Annotated in this window: 12 protein-coding genes; 7 read left to right on the top strand and 5 right to left on the bottom strand. The window is 69.8% G+C overall.

Features of this window, described 5'->3' with window-relative positions; translation table 11 throughout:
* Positions 1 to 35: 35 nt before the first annotated feature.
* Entirely contained in the window at positions 36 to 1,277 is a 1,242-nt protein-coding gene (locus ACIQ51_RS09440; protein WP_396204794.1) for a hypothetical protein, read from the bottom strand.
* On the bottom strand, positions 1,274 to 3,535 hold the full coding sequence (locus ACIQ51_RS09435; RefSeq protein WP_396204793.1) for a GWxTD domain-containing protein: 2,262 nt from the start codon (positions 3,533 to 3,535) through the stop codon (positions 1,274 to 1,276). Before ACIQ51_RS09435 ends, ACIQ51_RS09440 begins: the two co-directional genes overlap by 4 nt.
* A gap of 192 nt (positions 3,536 to 3,727) precedes the next feature.
* Between ACIQ51_RS09435 and ACIQ51_RS09430 the strand changes: the two genes are divergently transcribed.
* The 7 genes from ACIQ51_RS09430 (at position 3,728) to ACIQ51_RS09400 (ending at position 13,484) form a co-directional block, all read left to right on the top strand.
* Positions 3,728 to 4,354 (top strand): hypothetical protein, encoded by a 627-nt coding sequence (locus tag ACIQ51_RS09430; protein ID WP_396204792.1) that lies wholly within the window; start codon positions 3,728 to 3,730, stop codon positions 4,352 to 4,354.
* 564 nt (positions 4,355 to 4,918) lie between these two features.
* Complete coding sequence (locus ACIQ51_RS09425; RefSeq protein ID WP_396204791.1) at positions 4,919 to 8,293, top strand: SusC/RagA family TonB-linked outer membrane protein; 3,375 nt, start codon at positions 4,919 to 4,921, stop codon at positions 8,291 to 8,293.
* Positions 8,294 to 8,361: 68 nt separating this feature from the next.
* The gene (locus ACIQ51_RS09420) at positions 8,362 to 10,029 is read left to right on the top strand and encodes a hypothetical protein (RefSeq protein WP_396204790.1); all 1,668 of its coding nucleotides are present in this window, start codon (positions 8,362 to 8,364) and stop codon (positions 10,027 to 10,029) included.
* 24 nt (positions 10,030 to 10,053) lie between these two features.
* Positions 10,054 to 10,545, top strand: a complete 492-nt coding sequence (locus ACIQ51_RS09415; RefSeq protein ID WP_396204789.1) for a hypothetical protein — start codon at positions 10,054 to 10,056, stop codon at positions 10,543 to 10,545.
* Positions 10,546 to 11,418: a DUF4397 domain-containing protein gene (locus ACIQ51_RS09410; protein ID WP_396204788.1), complete on the top strand. Its 873-nt coding sequence runs from the start codon at positions 10,546 to 10,548 to the stop codon at positions 11,416 to 11,418.
* Between the two features lie 130 nt (positions 11,419 to 11,548).
* Positions 11,549 to 12,133 carry a hypothetical protein gene (locus ACIQ51_RS09405; protein ID WP_396204787.1) on the top strand — a complete coding sequence of 195 codons (585 nt, stop codon included), beginning with the start codon at positions 11,549 to 11,551 and terminating at the stop codon, positions 12,131 to 12,133.
* Positions 12,134 to 12,176: 43 nt separating this feature from the next.
* Positions 12,177 to 13,484, top strand: a complete 1,308-nt coding sequence (locus tag ACIQ51_RS09400) for a carboxypeptidase regulatory-like domain-containing protein (protein ID WP_396204786.1) — start codon at positions 12,177 to 12,179, stop codon at positions 13,482 to 13,484.
* Positions 13,485 to 13,508: 24 nt separating this feature from the next.
* Here ACIQ51_RS09400 and ACIQ51_RS09395 read toward each other — a convergent pair whose 3' ends face one another.
* The 3 genes from ACIQ51_RS09395 to ACIQ51_RS09385 all read right to left on the bottom strand — a co-directional run.
* On the bottom strand, positions 13,509 to 14,900 hold the full coding sequence (locus ACIQ51_RS09395; RefSeq protein ID WP_396204785.1) for a carboxypeptidase regulatory-like domain-containing protein: 1,392 nt from the start codon (positions 14,898 to 14,900) through the stop codon (positions 13,509 to 13,511).
* Positions 14,901 to 15,072: 172 nt separating this feature from the next.
* Positions 15,073 to 16,371: a 3-deoxy-D-manno-octulosonic acid transferase gene (locus ACIQ51_RS09390; protein WP_396204784.1), complete on the bottom strand. Its 1,299-nt coding sequence runs from the start codon at positions 16,369 to 16,371 to the stop codon at positions 15,073 to 15,075.
* Between the two features lie 27 nt (positions 16,372 to 16,398).
* Positions 16,399 to 16,737 (bottom strand): DsbA family protein (locus tag ACIQ51_RS09385; RefSeq protein ID WP_396204783.1); only part of this gene is annotated, 339 nt, incomplete at its 5' end.

The following is a 16,737-nucleotide window of genomic DNA, read 5'->3' as shown; positions in this document are numbered from 1 at the left end:
CGCGGGTGGCCGTTTCGCTTCGGGTGAGCGTTGCGTTACCGGTAGATCGGTTTGGCGGGCACCAGCAGCTTCACCAGCGCCTGACGTGCGCGGTCCGTCACCCAGAGCGTGCCGTCGCCGTCTACCCGAATGTGCGTGGCGAAGCGGACGTCGGTGATCGTGCCAAGCGGATCGAGCGCGGGCGTCATGGCGATCCGCAGGACCCCCTCCGCGCCGGCGGCCACAAACAGCTCCTCGCCGCGGAACGCCATATCGTACGGGTAGGCCGCGCCCAGCGGCAGCGTTTCGGGGGTGACGATCGCGTTGGTCATCGCGGTGCGGCTCCACACCAGCAGCTGTTGCGCTCGCGTGGCCGCCACCAGATGGCCGGCCGACACCGCGAGAGCGTGCACCGGTGTGGACACGGGGAAGGCGCGCCCCCTGCTCGCGACGCCTTCGGGTGAGAGGCGAATTTCGAGCACGCTGCTATCGGTGGCCACCCAGAAGTGGCCGGTGCTGCCATCGACCACCGCGGCCCGGACCTCGAGACCCAGCTCGAGGGAGTCACGCACAGTGGCCGTCCCCGTCACCGCGCTGCCGGTGAACAGCGTGCCGCCCCGTGCCGCCACCCACCGCGCGGGCGAGGCCGCCACGGCGCTGATCGGTCCACCCACCACGCGAGCGATCGGACCGCTCACGGCGCTCGTGTGGTAGAGGGCCGCGTCGCTCGCCAGGAGTAGCCGATGATCCGCGCCACTGACGGTGGAACCTGGCACGAGCGCGATGTCGCGCAGTCCACGTAACCCGTTGGCGCGACGCCGCAGCGCGCGCGGCACATCGGCGCGCCCAACCACGGCCACCCCACTGTCGCCCACGACATACACGAGCGTATCCGCGGCGAGCAGTCCCGAGAAGGTGCCGGGCAGCGCGAGCGTGCTGAACGTGGCGCGTTCCCGCGCGGCGAGGCGCGGCATATCCGCCGCGCGCTGCATGGCGATCTCGCGCGAAAGGAACAGCCCCGTGAGGGCCCCGCTGCCGGTGAGGTACGGCAGCACGCACGACCACGGTTTGCAGCCGCTCTCGCGGTCTTCCGGGTCCGATACCGCGTAGTAGGCGGTCGCGAGCACACTCCCCACGGCGGCGCCGGCGAGCGTGTACTTGAGGCGCCGCACCACGCCCCCATCGACCGGCTGCGCCTCGAGCGGTGTGGAAACCACGGGCGTTCCTGCCGCCGCCCCCAGCTGCAGCGCGGCCAGGGCGGCGAGTGCCACACGATGCGGTCGTGCCGATCGCTTCATGACGAGGCTCCAATGACGAAATCACGCTGCGTCTCTGCGCGCTGCCCACTCACGGTGTCGTGCACGCTGACGGTGAGCCGATAGCGTCCGGCAGGGGCGGTGCCGAGACTGAGCGTGAAGGTGAGCGGGATGCGGTCGCGTCCGTCCAGCGGTTCACTGCGGGCAAAGCGCACGCCCAGTTGGGCGTCGCCCTCGGGGGTGAGCCCCACCACATCGGCCACGTTGCCCAGCAGGCGCGCGAGCGCGTTGCCGTTGCGCGTAATCTCGAGCAGCTCCACGCGGAGCGCCACCTCGAGCTGTACGGCGCCCGTCGCCGTGGGCGCAGCGCCATAGGCTTCCCAGTACAGCGCGAAGGTGTCACGCGGCAGGACACGCAACGCAGCGAGCGGGCTGATGCGTGCATCGCGCCACGACCGCGGGCGCTCGGCGCCGGTACCCGTGCGCCGGCCGATCATCACGTCGCTGAGCGTCAGCCGGTCCTTTGGCGGGGTGGACAGATCGAGCGCCACATGGGCGCGCGCCGCGGCGGCGTCCACGGCGGGATCGATGGCTTCGAGACGCAAGCGGACGTCACCGCTGGGGAGGGTGTCCACCCGGATGAGCGTCGGATCGCGCGTGACGGGCAGCGGGATGGCGACGCGCGTGCTGTCGGCGGCGCGCATACTGCCGAGTGGTCCCACGAAGGCGCGCACCATGATGTCGCTGCGATCGAGCTCGATCGCCCGGTAGAAGCGCGTGGCCGGCACACTCATGGCGGTCACCACCTCGTGTTCGCGGTTGGTGCGCCCCCGAAAGCGCGTGGTCTGCACGGGGAGCGTATCGACCGTCCGCGCCAGCGCCACGTTGTCGAGACGGAACGGTTCGTCGCGGCGCGCATTCTCGGCCACGGCGCGGAAGTCGCCGGCAAAGCTGGCATCGGCGAGCGTGGGGGCACCGGCAAACACGAACTCGAGGTCGAGGGCGGGATAGCGGAACACCGTGATCACGCGGCCGGTGGCGTCGCGCGCGAGCAAGTCGCTCGTGGGCGGAAAGAGCGCCTCGATCGGCGGCTCGCCGTAGCGGATCACGATCTGGCCGCGATCCGAGCGCCATCCGGTGAGTCCCGAGAGCGGATCGTCGAAGCGCAGCAGGGTGACGGCCACGCGCGCGAGGTATTCGAGACGCGCTTCGTTGGCGGGTGTGGAGAGCAGCGGGTCGGCCGCATCCCAGTAGGCCTGCGTGGTGGCGGCGCGCACGGAGTCGGTGAGGCCGGCTACGCGCACGCTGTCGCCCACGCGCAGCAGGCGACCGATGTCGAGCAGCTCGGTGCGGTCGGCCGTCGGCATGGTGGTCAGGGCGCGCTCGAAGGCCTGCTGCGCCTCGAGGGCGTTGCCGAGGCGCCACGCGGCCAGTCCGTCCGCAAACGCGACGACGGCGCGCAGGCGCCCGGTGTCGATGGCGGCGCGTTCGAGGAACCGCCCATCGGGGAGGACCGGCGACGCGTCGACGGGGCGCGCGTCGTGCGCGCTGCGGGCGAGCGTGCGTATCTCGTCGAAGCGCCCTTCGTCGTAGAGCAGCGCCATGAGCCCCGCCGTGCTGGGCCAATGCCCCGGGACCGCCGCGAGCGCCTCACGATAGAGCCGGTCGGCGCCATCGCGATCCGCGGCCCCGGCGTTCTCCACCGCCCGCGATTGATGTTCGAGAAACTCGCGCGTGTAGGTGAAGCGGATGCGCGCGAGTTGCGGATCGAACACGAGTCCGCTCGTATACACACGGCGGTTGCGGATGGAGCGATAGCGCCCCTCGTACACGCGCGCATACTCGGCGGCGCACTCCGCGATCAGCGCGCGATCGCCGGCCTCGCGCGCGATGGCCAGGGCCCGGGTGAAGAGCCGTTCGCCGTCGGCGCGCAGCAGCGGCGTGCGCAGCCGGAGGCGCCCGATCTCGAGCACGAAGCGCGCGTCGCGCGGTGCGAGTTCGCTGCCGCGTGTCAGCAGGCGCTGCGCGAGCGCGATACGCAACGGGTTGCTGAACCCCAGCTGCAGGGTGCGCACCAGGAAATTGCCGCGGGCATACAGCGCTTCCACGTGGCGTGGGGCGCGATCGGTGGCGGCCTCGAACAGTTCGAGGGCGGCGCTGGTGTCGCCGGCGAGGGCGCGCGCGCGCGCTGCGGTAAGCAGCGAATCGATGCCCGGTTGCGCGGGCAGGGCGGCCGGACCGAGTGCGCCCGCCACCGCACAGAGGAGCGTGACGGTGGCCACGCGGAAGAGCTGAAGCACCCCGCAAGATACACCGGTCGCCGGTGCGGGGGATGGAACCGGAGCGCCGACGGTATGTAGTATGCGCGATGTCCGGCGTGACCATCGTTCGTGCGCGTCACACGCCGGTTTTCCCTGTGTGTCCAAGGAGAGTCCATGTTGTGTTTCGCCCGACCCACGTTGGTCCGCGCGGTCACGGTTGCCCTGAGTGGCATGGCCATGCTGTCGATGGCCCCAGCATCGCTGGCAGCGCAGGCGTTCAACTATCCGGCCATGCAGACGCCGACCGTGAGCACGCGCGACTACAACGCCGCGATCGTGGGCGGTGCGGGCAGCACCTTCCTGCTCCAGTGGCGGGAGGGGGCGGGGCGCGGGATGCACTGGCAGTTCGACGGCGGCGTTGCCGATCCCCGGGGCGGTGGCGATCCGCTGCTCTTCGCCGGCGCGGGGCTGGGTAAGCAGCTCACCCGCGCCACGGCTGAGCAGCCGCTCGACGTCCTGCTTACCGCCGGCGCCGGTGTGGCGTTCGGGGGCAACGCGACCAGCGTTCGCGTCCCGGTGGGTGTGAGCCTGGGGCACAGCTTCGAGCTCGAGCAGGGGATGTCGCTGACGCCGTTCGTGCATCCTCGCCTGTCGCTCGACGCCTGCGGGACGTGTGGATCGGGCGGCGACTCCCGGACGACGGTCAGCGCGAACTTCGATGTGGGGGCCCACTGGCAGGTGAATGGCCGTTTCGGGTTGCGGCTCGCGGCGTCGTTCAGCGGCTCCGAGGTGGTGGGGAGCGACGGTACGGTGGCCCTCGGGTTTCACTGGACGCCGGCAGGGTTGACTCGCCGCTGACGTGACACCGGACGTGGCCTCGCGCCACAGCCTGTCATTTCCAGAAACAGTGCCGGCCGCGGGGCCCAGCGCTCCGCGGTCGGCGCGTGGTGTTTCGAACAGGTGATGGGCCACCGTGATCCCCGTCATTCCAATTCGCACAATGCCAATCGGGATTGATTTCTCTGATGAACACCTTAGTCTTGCTGGTGCTTGTATCTGACATGTAACGCGCCCTGTGCGCCGCGATACGTTATCGGCACCACGTCGAGACGTCTCCCTTGGCTGCCCGGCGTGACGTGACGTCTTTTGGCAGTCCTGCAGTTCCTTCCTGCATCGCTCCGTACATCCCCTCGCGATGAGTCGAGGCAGGCGCGCTTCAGCGCAGCCTCCCGTCCGTCACCGAGGACATGCTGTGCTCCGCTCTGTGGCTGCGTGCCGCAGGGATCGGAGTTCAAAACCCGGATCGGCATCCCTTCACGGGCGGCCGCTCCGGGCGTGCCTGTCGCTCCGACGTCCATTCCGGTCGTGGCGGCGGTTTTCCTCTCTCCCCCGTTTCCGGCTTTTGTACGCCGAGGGCTGAGCATGTCGAGATTGATGCGGTGGCTGTACCGGGCTCCGATGGCCCTGGCACTGTCCCTGTTGCCGTTCGCGGCGCAGGCGCAGCAGGGGCCAGCGGTGATTACGGGTACCGTGAAGAGCGAGTTTGGTGACCCGCTCGAGAACGCGAACGTGTACATCGTCGAACTGGCGATTTCCGTCGGGACGAACGCGCAGGGTCGGTACACGATTACCGTTCCGGCCGAGCGCACGCGCGGCCAGGCCGTCCAGCTGCGGGCCCGTGCGATCGGGTACCGGTCGCTGGCCCGCCCGCTCACGGTGAGCCGCGGCAACCAGACGTTTGATTTCGCGCTCCAGAAGGACGTCAACCGCCTGACCGAACTGGTCGTGACGGGTGTGACCGGAGCGACGGAGCAGACCAAGACGCCGTTCACGGTGGCCCGCGTGACCAGCGATCAGATGCCGGTTCCCGCCACCAACCCCCTTACGCAGCTGCAGGGGAAGGTGGCCGGTGCGCAGATCGTGGCGGCCTCCGGCCGTCCCGGCGCGCAGCCGAGCGTCATTCTCCGCGCCCCCACGTCGATCAACGCCTCCGGCCGTACGCAGGAGCCGCTCTACGTGGTCGACGGCATCATCATCAACGGCGGCCTCCCCGACCTCAACCCGGAAGACATCGAGTCCGTGGAAGTGGTGAAGGGAGCGGCGGCGGCGTCGCTCTACGGCGCGCGCGCCGGTAACGGCGTCATCCAGATCACCACCAAGACCGGTAAGACCGGCTCGCAGAACTCGGTCAAGTTCGGGTTCCGCAGCGAAGTCGGTACCGGCGACCTGGAGCGCCAGATCGGTATCGCGCAGCGCCACGGCCTCTTCGTCGACGAGACGGGCACGCGCCTCTGCAGCACGTCGGCGCCCACGGTGCCGGGCATGGCGTTTGGCTGCTATCGCAGCGTGGATTACGCGCGCGAAGCGTATGCCGTGAACAACACGCTGACGGACTTCGCGGCCACGCCGGTCGGCTTCCCGATCGACCCGGGTGCCGGTTCGCAGGGCGCGCAGCTCCGCAACATCTACCAGGCCAACCAGTGGCCGGTGCAGACGTTCGACGCGGTCAACCAGCTGTTCCGTCCGCAGCCGACGACGATCAACAACCTCGACGTGACCGGCCGCTTCGGGAAGACCACCTTCTTCGGCTCGGTCAACCGCCTCGATCAGCAGGGCAACGTGAAGTACCTGCAGGGCTTCCAGCGCAACTCGATGCGCTTGAACGTCGACCAGCAGGTCACGGACCAGTTCTCGTTCTCGGCCAACACCTTCTTCAGCCGCTCCGCGCAGGACGGTCTAGACCAGCAGGACGGTGGCGGTACCGCCTTCTTCCGCCTGACCCGCGTGCCGCCCCTGGCCGACCTCACGCGAACCGACGCGCAGGGGCGCCTGTTCATCCGCCCGAACCTCCAGGGCGCGGGCGTGCAGAACGACAACCCGCTCTACACGCTGCAGAACATCGATCGCCTCGACCAGAACGACCGCTTCCTGATCGGCTCCACGGCGCGCTACACGCCGTTCCAGTGGCTCGATCTCGAGGCCAACTACTCGTTCGACAACAACCGGGCGATCGGCTACCAGAACACGGACAAGGGCTACCGCACCACGACGGCCAACCCGGCGACGAACAACGGTGGCGTGTTCCGCTTCAACAACAACTCCCAGTCGTACAACGCGAGCCTGAACGCCACGGCGCGCTGGGAGCCGCTCGAGAACCTCCGCACCCGCTACACGCTCCGCTACATCACGGAAGAGCAGAAGTTCAGCAGCGTGGTGTCGCAGGGATCGCAGCTCCAGCTGCAGGGTGTGCCGCAGGTCGGTAACACGCTGGCCAGCACGCGTACCGGGTCGTCGTCGCAGCAGACCATTCGCGGCATCGGCTACTTCGGGTCGGTGAACGCGGAGTACAAGGACCGCTACATCGTCGACGCCCTCATCCGTCGCGACGGCTCGTCGCTCTTCGGCTCCGAGCAGCGCTGGCAGACCTTCGGCCGCGGCTCGCTTGCGTGGCGTGTGACCGAAGAAGGCTGGTGGATGCTCCCGCAGGTCAGCGAGCTCAAGCTCCGCGGTTCGTACGGCACGGCCGGTGGCCGTCCGAGCTTCTCGGCCCAGTACGAAACCTTCTCGCTCAACGCGGCGGGCGTGGCGGTGCCGGGCGTGCTCGGCAACCCCAATCTCCGTCCCGAAATCGCGCGCGAAACCGAAGTCGGCGCCGACTTCGAACTGTTCGGCCGCCTTGGTGGTAACGTGACGTACGCCAAGACGACGGTCAGCGATCAGATCCTGCAGCCGCCCCTTCCGGCCGCCTCCGGCTTCACCAGCCAGTGGATCAACGCCGGAACGCTGCAGAACAGCGCGTTCGAAGTGTCGCTCAACATGCCGATCATCAGCCGCCGCAACCTGAACTACACGGCGCGCCTCACGTACGATCGGATCCGCTCGGAAGTCACGCAGCTGGACGTGCCGGCCTACAACTTCGGTAACGGCAACGTGAGCAACTCGGGCGGTATCTTCCGCATCGAGGCGGGCGTACCGTACGGCACCATGTACGGCCGTCGGTTCGTGCGCAGCTGCGGGCAGCTGCCGGGGGCCTTCCAGTCGCAGTGCGGCGGCGAAGGCAGCGCGTTCCAGCGCAACTCCGACGGGTACATCGTGTGGGTCGGTCAGGGCAACACGCTCGCCGACGGCCTCACGAAGAACCTGTGGCAGGCCACCTTGCCCGCCACGTCGGCGCCGTTCGGCGTGGCCTCGGCCTGGGGTCACCCGCTCATCGTGCGCGACACCACGCTGGCCACGAACAACCCGGGCCGCGTGGGCGTGATCGGTCAGGCGCTCCCGACGTTCCGCTGGTCCACCTCGCAGACGCTGACCTTCAAGCGCCTCACGGTGAACGGCCTCGTCGACGCGACCGTCGGTCGCTCGGTGCAGAACCAGGGTCTCGCCTGGTCGCTCCTCGACTTCCTGTGGGCCGGCTCCGACCAGATCGGTCAGACCACGGCCTCGGCGCGTCCGATGTCGTACTACTACCGCGCGGGTCCGCCGGACAACGCCAACGGCATCGGCGGTCTCTACGATGTGCTCGGTCCGAACGACTTCAACGTCGAGAAGGCCACCTACGCGCGTCTCCGCGAGCTCCTCGTGTCGTACCGCGTGGGCAAGGTGCGCAATGTGGGTGACTGGAGCGTGAGCCTCATCGGCCGCAACCTCTACACGTGGACGAACTACCGCGGCTTCGATCCTGAAGTCGGTGTGTCCGGCAACTCCGGTCAGGCCGGGTCGGGCGTGCTCAACGCCTTCGACAACTTCACGTTCCCGAATATCCGCACGGTCACGCTGTCGATCGGCACCACGTTCTGACCACGAGGGAGTGTGGCGCGCGCCCATCGTGGCAGCGCGCCACGCCTCCCACTTCTCCGAGAGATTTGATGCGACTCCTTTTCCGTTCCGTTCTGCTCGCGGGTGTGGCGACGCTGTCGCTCGCCGCGTGCTCAACTGATCTGGCCGTCACGAACCCCAACAATGCCGACATCACGCGTGCGCTCGGGCGCCCGAGTGACGTCGAGAACCTGTTGGCCGGCGGCTTCAACCAGGTCGTGCAGAACACGACTGGTGGCTCCACCGAAAGCATCAACAGTTCGCTGCAGGTCATGTCCCACGAGAACTACACGGGGCTGGCGAACTTCAACATGGGACCGCGCGCGGGGCTGCCCCGTACGCCGATCCTCAACTTCGCCAACAACCCGGGCAGCGCCTCGGTCTCGAACGACTGGAATGGTCTGTCGCGACTGGCCCGCTCGACCACGATCGCGCTCGAGCGGCTCGGCACCACGGGCTTCACGCTCGGCTCGGCGGCGCAGGATCTCCGCGCGCGTGCCTACGGCCGCTTCGTGCTGGGGCTCGCCCTCGGCAACCTGGCGCTCGTGTACGATTCGGCGGCGGTCGTGGTGCCCGGTGGCGATGCCGTGCCGCCGCTCGTGCGCTACGACTCGGTCATGCGGGCCTCGCTCAAGCTGCTCGACGATGCCTTCGCTGACGCCTCCAATGCGACGGCGTCGGGCACGGGGGGCTTCCCGCTGCCCGCGACCTGGATGAATCTCTCCACGGGCGCCGTGTCGGCCGACCTGTTCCAGCGCATCATCCGCTCGTACCGTGCCCGCTTCCGCGCCGAGGTGGCGCGTACGGCCGCGGAGCGTCAGGCGGTGAACTGGGCGCAGGTGATTGCCGATGCGCAGGCCGGCATCACGGCCGATCTGCAGATCGCCATGAACCCGAACACCGGGTGGACGCAGGCGTGGGTGGCGCAGCACTACGTGGGCACCAACTGGCACGTGATGACGCCCATGATCGTCGGCATGGCCGACAGCACGGGCGCGTCGTACACGGCGTGGCTCAATCAGCCGCTCCTCAGCCGGACGCCGTTCATCATCCGCACGCCTGACCGCCGCTTCCCGGCTGGTCACGACCGTGGGGCGCAGCAGGCCTCGTCGAACGGCGGCGCGTCGGGGGCACTGCTGCCGACCGGCGTCTACTTCCGCAACCGCACGTCGGCCAACGATGGCGCCGCGGCCGACGGCACGTGGGGCTTCTCGTGGTACGATCACGCGCGCTTCCAGGCGTTCCAGAACGCCGCGCGCATCGGCAACTTCCCGCACATGGTCATGCCCGAGATGTGGGGGCTGATCGCAGAAGGGGCCATTCGCACCGGCAACTTTGCGCTGGCGGCGGAGATGATCAACAACACGCGCGTGACCCGCGGTGGCCTGCCCAGCGTGGCCGGCATCACGGACCTCACCACGCCGGTGCCGGGTGATAACGCCTGCGTGCCGCGCGTGCCGGTCTTCTCGGGCGGCTCGTTCACCACGCGCTGCGGCAACATCCTCGAAGCGCTCAAGTGGGAGAAGCGCATGGAGATGGCCTACATCTCCTACGGCGCGTGGTACTTCGACATGCGCGGATGGGGCGACCTGCCGGAAGGCACGCCGATCCACTTCCCCGTGCCGTGGCAGGAGCGTGACGTGCGTGTGCAGAAGTCGACCAACATGGGTGGCGTGGGCCAGCCCGGTGGTGCCCTCCGCGGCACCTACGGCTTCTAAGCGCCCCCCCGTTTGATGCGTCGAGTGGCTGCGATCCTCAGCGTGATGTCGGTGCTTGGCACCGGCGCGTGCTATGCGTCCGTCCCCGTGACCGGTTTGCCGGTCCCGGGGCAGGCGTTGGCCCTTGGGGTCACGGATCGCGGCCGGGTTGCGCTCACTGAGCGGCTGGGGCCGGAAGTCGATGAGCTCCGCGGCACGTTGGTGAGCAAGACCGATAGCAGTTACACGTTGGCCATGAAGCAGGTGGTGACGTTGCGTCGCGCCTCCAGTAGCTGGGCGGGCGAGTCCCTGACTGTCGCATCGGCCTTCGTGGGGAGTGTGCGCGAGCAGCGCCTCGCCCGCGGTCGCACCTGGCTGTTGGCCGGTGGGGCAACGGCCGCGGTGGTCGCCTTCATCGCCACCCGCAGCTTCCTCGACGGCAATTCCACTGTCGATACCGATCCCTCCAAACCGCCTACGGGTCCCGGACCGTCCTCGGTCCGTATCCCCGTGTCGTATCCATTCCGGAGTCACTAGATGCGTTTTCGCCATCTCTCCTCGCTGTTCATCGGAGCTGCGGCGCTGGCTGCCTGCAGCTCGGACGAAGTGAGCGGGGTCGCCACCCAGCTTGCCCCGTCTGCGTCCGTGCGCTACGTGAACGCAGTCGCCGACACCAGCGCGCTCGACTTCCGCTTCGTCGACGGGGAAATCGAAGGCTCGCCGCAGTTCGCGGGCATGAGCTTCCGTCAGTTCACGCCGTATCAGCGCCTGCGGGCCGGTAGCCGCCGCATGCGCGTGTTCACGAACCCGGCCGCGTACACCAACAGCATCACGGTCGCGCAGCAGCAGCACATCGACACGACCTTCACCTTCGAAGTGGGCAAGCGCTATACGGTCATCTCGTATGGCTTCTCGCGCACCGGGGTCACGCCGCGTCATCGTCTCGTGATCACCGAAGACGTGCTGCCCACCACGCTCGCCGCCACGGCGGTCGGCGTGCGCACCATCCATGCGGCCGCAGGCGTGGGCAACGTGGACGTGTGGGTGCAGCCCAGTGAGACGCCGGCCGGCGTGTCCGGCGCGCCCACGGCGGCCAACGTGGCGCCGCTCGCGGCCACGGCCTACCTGAACCTCACGGCTCGCCCGGTCGGCACGCTCCTCTACCGCTGGGACGTGGCGCTGACCGGCACCAGCACCCCGGTCACGGTGTCGCCCAACAGCGGCCTCCCGGGCCAGGTGGGGACGGCGTCGGTCAACCCGCTCGCCGGCTTCCAGGTGGGTCGCAGCATCGTCACGGCGATCGTGTTCGGCCCCTCCGTGACCGGCTCGCGCGCGCCGACGGGCGGCGAGTTCAACTCGGTGGGCATGCGCTTCCTGCCGGATCGCCACCTCGACACGACCGAGCAGTAAGCGGTCGCCGTTCGGCTCTTCTCCGGAGTTCCGGTTGAAGAACGCCGCCGCTTCCCACGGGAGGCGGCGGCGTTGAACTTTCTCCACCACTCGGTGTTCCACCCCACGGTACTGCTGTCCGGAGGCGATCGTGACGTCTGAGGTGCAACCGTCTGTGCGGCGAGCGAGCCTGCTGCTCGCGCTGACCGCCCTGTCCGCCTGCGCGGCCGGCAAGGCGCCCGACGTGGCGCCCGCGCCCGTGACGGGGGTGCCCCTGGGCACGGCGGGCGGCCGACGTGGCTTCGGGCTGGAGGTGACGACGCGCGCCGATGGGGTGGAGACCACCTACACGGCGTCGGTGTCGGCGGTGTTCACGGCGCTCGAGGCCGCGTTTGCCGCCACGGAGATCCCGCTCACCCTGCGCGATCCGGCCAAGGGCAGCATCGGCAACGAAGGGTACAAGTTCCGCCGGAAGCTGGCCGACCTTCCCTCGCGGCGGCTCTTCGACTGCGGGGGCACGTCGGGCATGCCCAACGCGGAAACGTACACGATCAAGATGTCGGTGCTCTCCAATGTGCGCGATGCGGGCGGCGGGACCGTCACGCTCGTCACCGTCGTGCAGGCGAGCGCCGAAAACCCGAACTATCCGGGATCGGGGGTGGCATGTTCGTCGACGGGCGTGCTCGAGAATCGTCTCGCCGCGGCCGTCAAAAACCGCCTGGCTCCCTCCCGCTGACTCTTCTCGCAGGTATGCGATGTTTCGCTTCACTGTTCCCCACGTGCCCCACGTGATGCGCCCGCCGGTGGCCCGTCTCGCCGCGCTGGTCGGCCTCGCGGCGGCAGCCGGTGTGGTCCGGCCTCTCGCCCTCTCGGCGCAGCCACGCAGCGCGCCGCCGGCGGCGCAGGTGACGGGCCTTACGGGTACCGTGGTGGACAGTGCCGGGCGCCCCGTGCGCGGCGCCCAGCTCACCGTTCGCGAACCCACCAAGAAGCCGGCCGAGGCGAAGCGCTGGGCCGCCACGTCCGATTCGGCGGGCCGCTTCCGGATGGAGGGGCTCACGCCGGGCACCCTCCGCCTCGAGGTGCTGCGCGACGCCTACGAACCGGCTGGCTTCGATATCCAGATCGCCAACGGGGTCGTGGTCGACCTGCGCGTGCGCCTCGTGGCCGACGAGGTGTGGCAACTCGCTGCGCGCGCCGCCGACTCGCTCGCGCGCGCTGACAGCGCCGCCGCCGCGGCGGTGCGCGGCCGCAGCGGCGCCCCGCTCCTCGCCACGCCACCGCTCGTCGCGGGGGATAGCAGCCGGGTGGCCTCGGGCACCGACGTCACGTTCAGCCAGGTCATCACGCAGAACCTGCCCACGCTCGCCAACGGGGTGCCCACGGGACCACGCCGTCCCGGCGCCCCCGCCAACCTGCTCACGGGACGCGTGCTCACGCAGGCCGGTGAGCCGGTCGCGCGCGCCCAGGTACAGGCCATGGGCACGCAGCTGTTCACGATGACCGATACCACAGGGCGCTTCTATTTCCGCGACCTCGCGCCGGGCCCGTACTTCGTGCGCGCCCGGAAGGTGGGGTACGAGCCGGTGGTGTTCACCGCCACGCTCGCGGCGGTCGACTCCCTCGAGGCCTCGGTGCGCCTCACGGCGCTCCTCGGGGTCAACACCACGCGACTCGACACCATGCGGGTCACCGCGGAATACGACCGCATGAGCCGGCGCCTCAAGGGCTTCGAGGAGCGCCGCACCACGATCCGCGGGCTCTTCATCGACCGGCAGGAAGTCGCCATGCGCAAGCCGCAGCTGCTCAGCGATCTCCTGCGCGGCCGCGCCAACGTGACGGTGCAGCGGAACGGCGTGGGCGACACCCAGATCTTCGGCACCCGCATCAACATCAGCACGGGCTACTGCCCCCTCGCGCTCATCCTCGACGGCACGCTGATCAACACCAACGGCGGCCGCATGGACAACTTCGTGCCGATCGACATGGTCGCGGCGATCGAGGTGTACACCAGCGGCACCAGCGTGCCCGGTCAGTTCGCCCGCCCCGAGACCGACTGCGGGGCCGTGATCGTCTGGACGCGCTGACGCCCTGACGCGCGTCGCCGTGCGTTATTTCTTCCGCGCCTCGATCTCGGCCTGCGGATCGCGCAGCCAGATCACGATCACCGCGCAGTCGCTGTAGCGCTGGTGCTCCGGCGGGGTGGCCAGGCGACTGGTGTACACCTCCATCGCACGGATGTCCTGCGCGCGGATCATCGCTTCGGGGCCGATGGAGCCCCCGGCCTCGAAGCGCACGCGGTTCACCACGAAGGCGGGGAGGCAGCCGGCTCCGCGTCCCGCCACCAGGCGCTGCGAGCGATCGGTGGAGCGCCCACGAATGCCCGGCACCATGCGCAGGGCCGTCGCGAGATCGTTCACCCCCGCAAGATCCTCGCGGGTGAAGAAGTAGCCCGTGCCACGCGTGCGACGCGCCTCGAAGCCGGTGGAGTCCCACGTGGCGTTGCGGGCCGCGCGCACCACGAACGTGCCCAGCACCGCGAGACGGCGGTCGATCGTGATGTCCCGCTCCACCTGCTCGCCGGGGCGCACATTCACCCCGAGGCGCTGCGGCTGAAAGCCGATCGCGCGCACCTCGAGCGTGCGCACCCCGGGCGGCACGCTGTCCATGGTGAACCGGCCGGCGTCATCGGTCACGATGCGCTTGCGCGGCTGATCGAAGCCCACACTCACGTTGGCCAGGCCGTCGCCCGTCAGCGTAAGAATGCGCCCACGCACGCGCCCGACCCGTTCCTCCGCAGCCACAACGCGGCGCGTCGAATCCCGGCGCGTCGAATCCCGGCGCGTCGAATCCCGGCGCGTCGCATCGCGCAGGTCGAGCGAGAGATCGTACCCGGCCAGCAGGCGGGCCCCGAGTTGCACCCGCAGGCGGGCCGGGGCGTCGCCGCCACCGTCGCCCGCTATGGCCCACAGCTCCACCGGCGAGAAACGGGGCACGTGACAGAGCACGAAGTGCCCGTCGGCATCGGTGCGCGTACGGGCACGCGGGCGCGTGCTCGAGCCGGCAAAGCTGGAGTCGCTGCTGCGCCACGCGCCCAGCACGTCCACGTGGGGCAACGGCGCATCATCGTCGGCGCGCCGCACCGTGCCCAGGAGCGCGCCCACACTCAGGTGCTTCGTGCGCGGGCAGATCGCGCGCAGGTACGCCTCGGGAGGAGGGAGCGCGACAACGCGCGACGCGCTGTCGGTCACCACGAGCGGCAGGGGCAAGGTGCTCACGCCGATCGAATCGAGCACGGGATGCCGTACCAGCAGTCGCTGCGCGCCGCGCGGCACCGTGTCGAAGGTGAAGCGTCCGCGTTCGTCGGTGAGCACGACGCCCGCGCGGCCCTCCACCGTGACCATGGCACCACGCAGCGTGTCGTTGGTCACGAGTGAGTCCACGAGCACGCCGCGCAGCGTGGTCGCGCCGGTCAGCCCGTTCGGGACCGACCGTGACGCCATGGGCGCGGAGTCCTGCGGGCCCAGGGCGGGGCGCGATGCCCCGGTACACGCCGTGAACAGGGCCGCTGCGACTACGGCAGCACACCTGGCGACCATCGGTGCGTATCCAAAGGGCGACGTGGGCATCGGCATGAACGGACACACGGAACGTAGTGCGTTCGAGACGGGCCTGCTAACCGATGAGCTCCGTCAGCAGCGCCAGGCTGCGGGCGGTCGCGCCGCGCTCCCGCTCCACGATCGCCCGCGCCGCGGCGCCGGCTGACGATCTCAACTGCATGTCACCCAGCCACGACGCGAGCGCTGCCGAGAGCGTCGACGCGTCCGCCACGGCACCGGCGCCGCCGGCCGCCAGCAGCAGCCCCGCCTCTCGGCTCATGCGATGACCGGGGCCGAACAGGACCGGTGCCCCAAAGGCCGCCGGCTCGATCGCCGAGTGCAGGCCCGCGCGGTGAAACCCGCCTCCCACGAACGCCGCGGTGGCGTGCGCGTAGAGGTCGCCCAACACCCCCACCCGGTCCACCACGATCACATCCGGATCGTCGGGCGCGGCCCCGATCGGGTGCGTGAGCTCACCAAGAGAACACACCTGGAGCCCCGACGCGCGCGCCCAGTCCATGATCGGGGTGAGGTGCGCCGCCGTGGGTTCATGCGGGGCGATGATGAGGCGCGCGCGCGGCACGCTCCTGCGCAGCGTGGCCCAGGCCGGCAGCAGGACGGCTTCGTCGGACGGCCAGGTGGAGCCCGCCACGAGCGTGGGCCGATCGCTCGCCGTGGCCGTGAGCAACGCCGACCCGCGATCCACACCCTGCGCCCGCTGCCAGACCTGATCGAAGCGGGTGTCGCCCGTCACGCGCACGCGGTCGCGGCGCACGCCGAGCGCGACAAGCCGCTCGGCGTTGTCGGCATCGATCGCACCCACGAGCGACATCGCGGCATAGGCCTCGCGCAGCAGCGCGCGCGCGAGCACGCCGCGCCGCCGTGACGTGGCCGACAGCGTGGCGCTGAGCATGGCCACCGGCACCCCACGCGCCACAGCGCGCGCCACGAGGGTGGGCCACACGTCGAGCTTCACGAACACCAGCAGCTGCGGCTGCACCAGCGACAGCAGCCGGTCTGCCTCGCGTGCGCCGTCGAACGGCAGATACTCCGTGAACTCCGCCCCTACGCTCGCCGCGAACCGCTCGGCGCTCGGCGAGAAGAACGAATACGCCTGCTGTACATCGGGGCGCGCGGCACGGAGCGCGTGGGCCACCGGCCGTGCCTGCAGCCCTTCTCCCACCGATGGGGCATGCAGCCACACCAGCGGGCGTGACGGGTCGCGTGGCGGTGCGATCGCGGCCCAGCGGTCCAGCAGGCCGCGGCGCGCGCGGAACGCGCGCCACAGCTTACGATCCGACGCGGGTGCCACCGCCGTGGCGAGTCGGGCCAGCGAGACGGCGCCGGCGTAGAGCGTGCGGAACAGGACGTTCACGGCCGAGTGGTCGGGAACGCCGTGCCGTCAGCGCGCCGCGTTGTCGCGTGCGGTGCCGCTTGTGGCGCTCCCGCTCGTGGCGCCACCGCGCGTACTGCGCTGCGCCTTGCTCGCGACGAGCGCGGTATCGATCGCCTTGCGGAAATCGTTGTAGGGCATGGCGCCCTGCACGAGGAACGTGCCCACGATGAACGACGGCGTGGACTGCACGCCGGCCTGACTGGCCTGCGCGATGTCGTTGGTGACGAGCGACGCGATCGGCGCACTCACGCGGCACTTGTCGAACGCGGGCACGTCGAGCTGCAGATCCTTTGCCATGCGCGAGAGCAGGGGAGACACATCGCTCATCGTCTTTGCGGTGGCAAA

This window comes from Gemmatimonas sp. (genome assembly GCF_044344655.1).
GTDB lineage: Bacteria > Gemmatimonadota > Gemmatimonadetes > Gemmatimonadales > Gemmatimonadaceae > Gemmatimonas.
The sequence above is the reverse complement of the archived record's forward strand: the minus strand, read 5'-3'. Positions and strand labels throughout refer to the sequence as shown.

Bases quoted from the DNA above. Each gene is read 5' to 3' on its own strand.
- ACIQ51_RS09440 (WP_396204794.1), bottom strand. From the start codon at position 1,277: ATGAAGCGATCGGCACGACCGCATCGTGTGGCACTCGCCGCCCTGGCC.
- ACIQ51_RS09430 (WP_396204792.1), top strand. From the start codon at position 3,728: ATGGCCATGCTGTCGATGGCCCCAGCATCGCTGGCAGCGCAGGCGTTC.
- ACIQ51_RS09425 (WP_396204791.1), top strand. From the start codon at position 4,919: ATGTCGAGATTGATGCGGTGGCTGTACCGGGCTCCGATGGCCCTGGCA.
- ACIQ51_RS09420 (WP_396204790.1), top strand. From the start codon at position 8,362: ATGCGACTCCTTTTCCGTTCCGTTCTGCTCGCGGGTGTGGCGACGCTG.
- ACIQ51_RS09410 (WP_396204788.1), top strand. From the start codon at position 10,546: ATGCGTTTTCGCCATCTCTCCTCGCTGTTCATCGGAGCTGCGGCGCTG.
- ACIQ51_RS09395 (WP_396204785.1), bottom strand. From the start codon at position 14,900: ATGGCGTCACGGTCGGTCCCGAACGGGCTGACCGGCGCGACCACGCTG.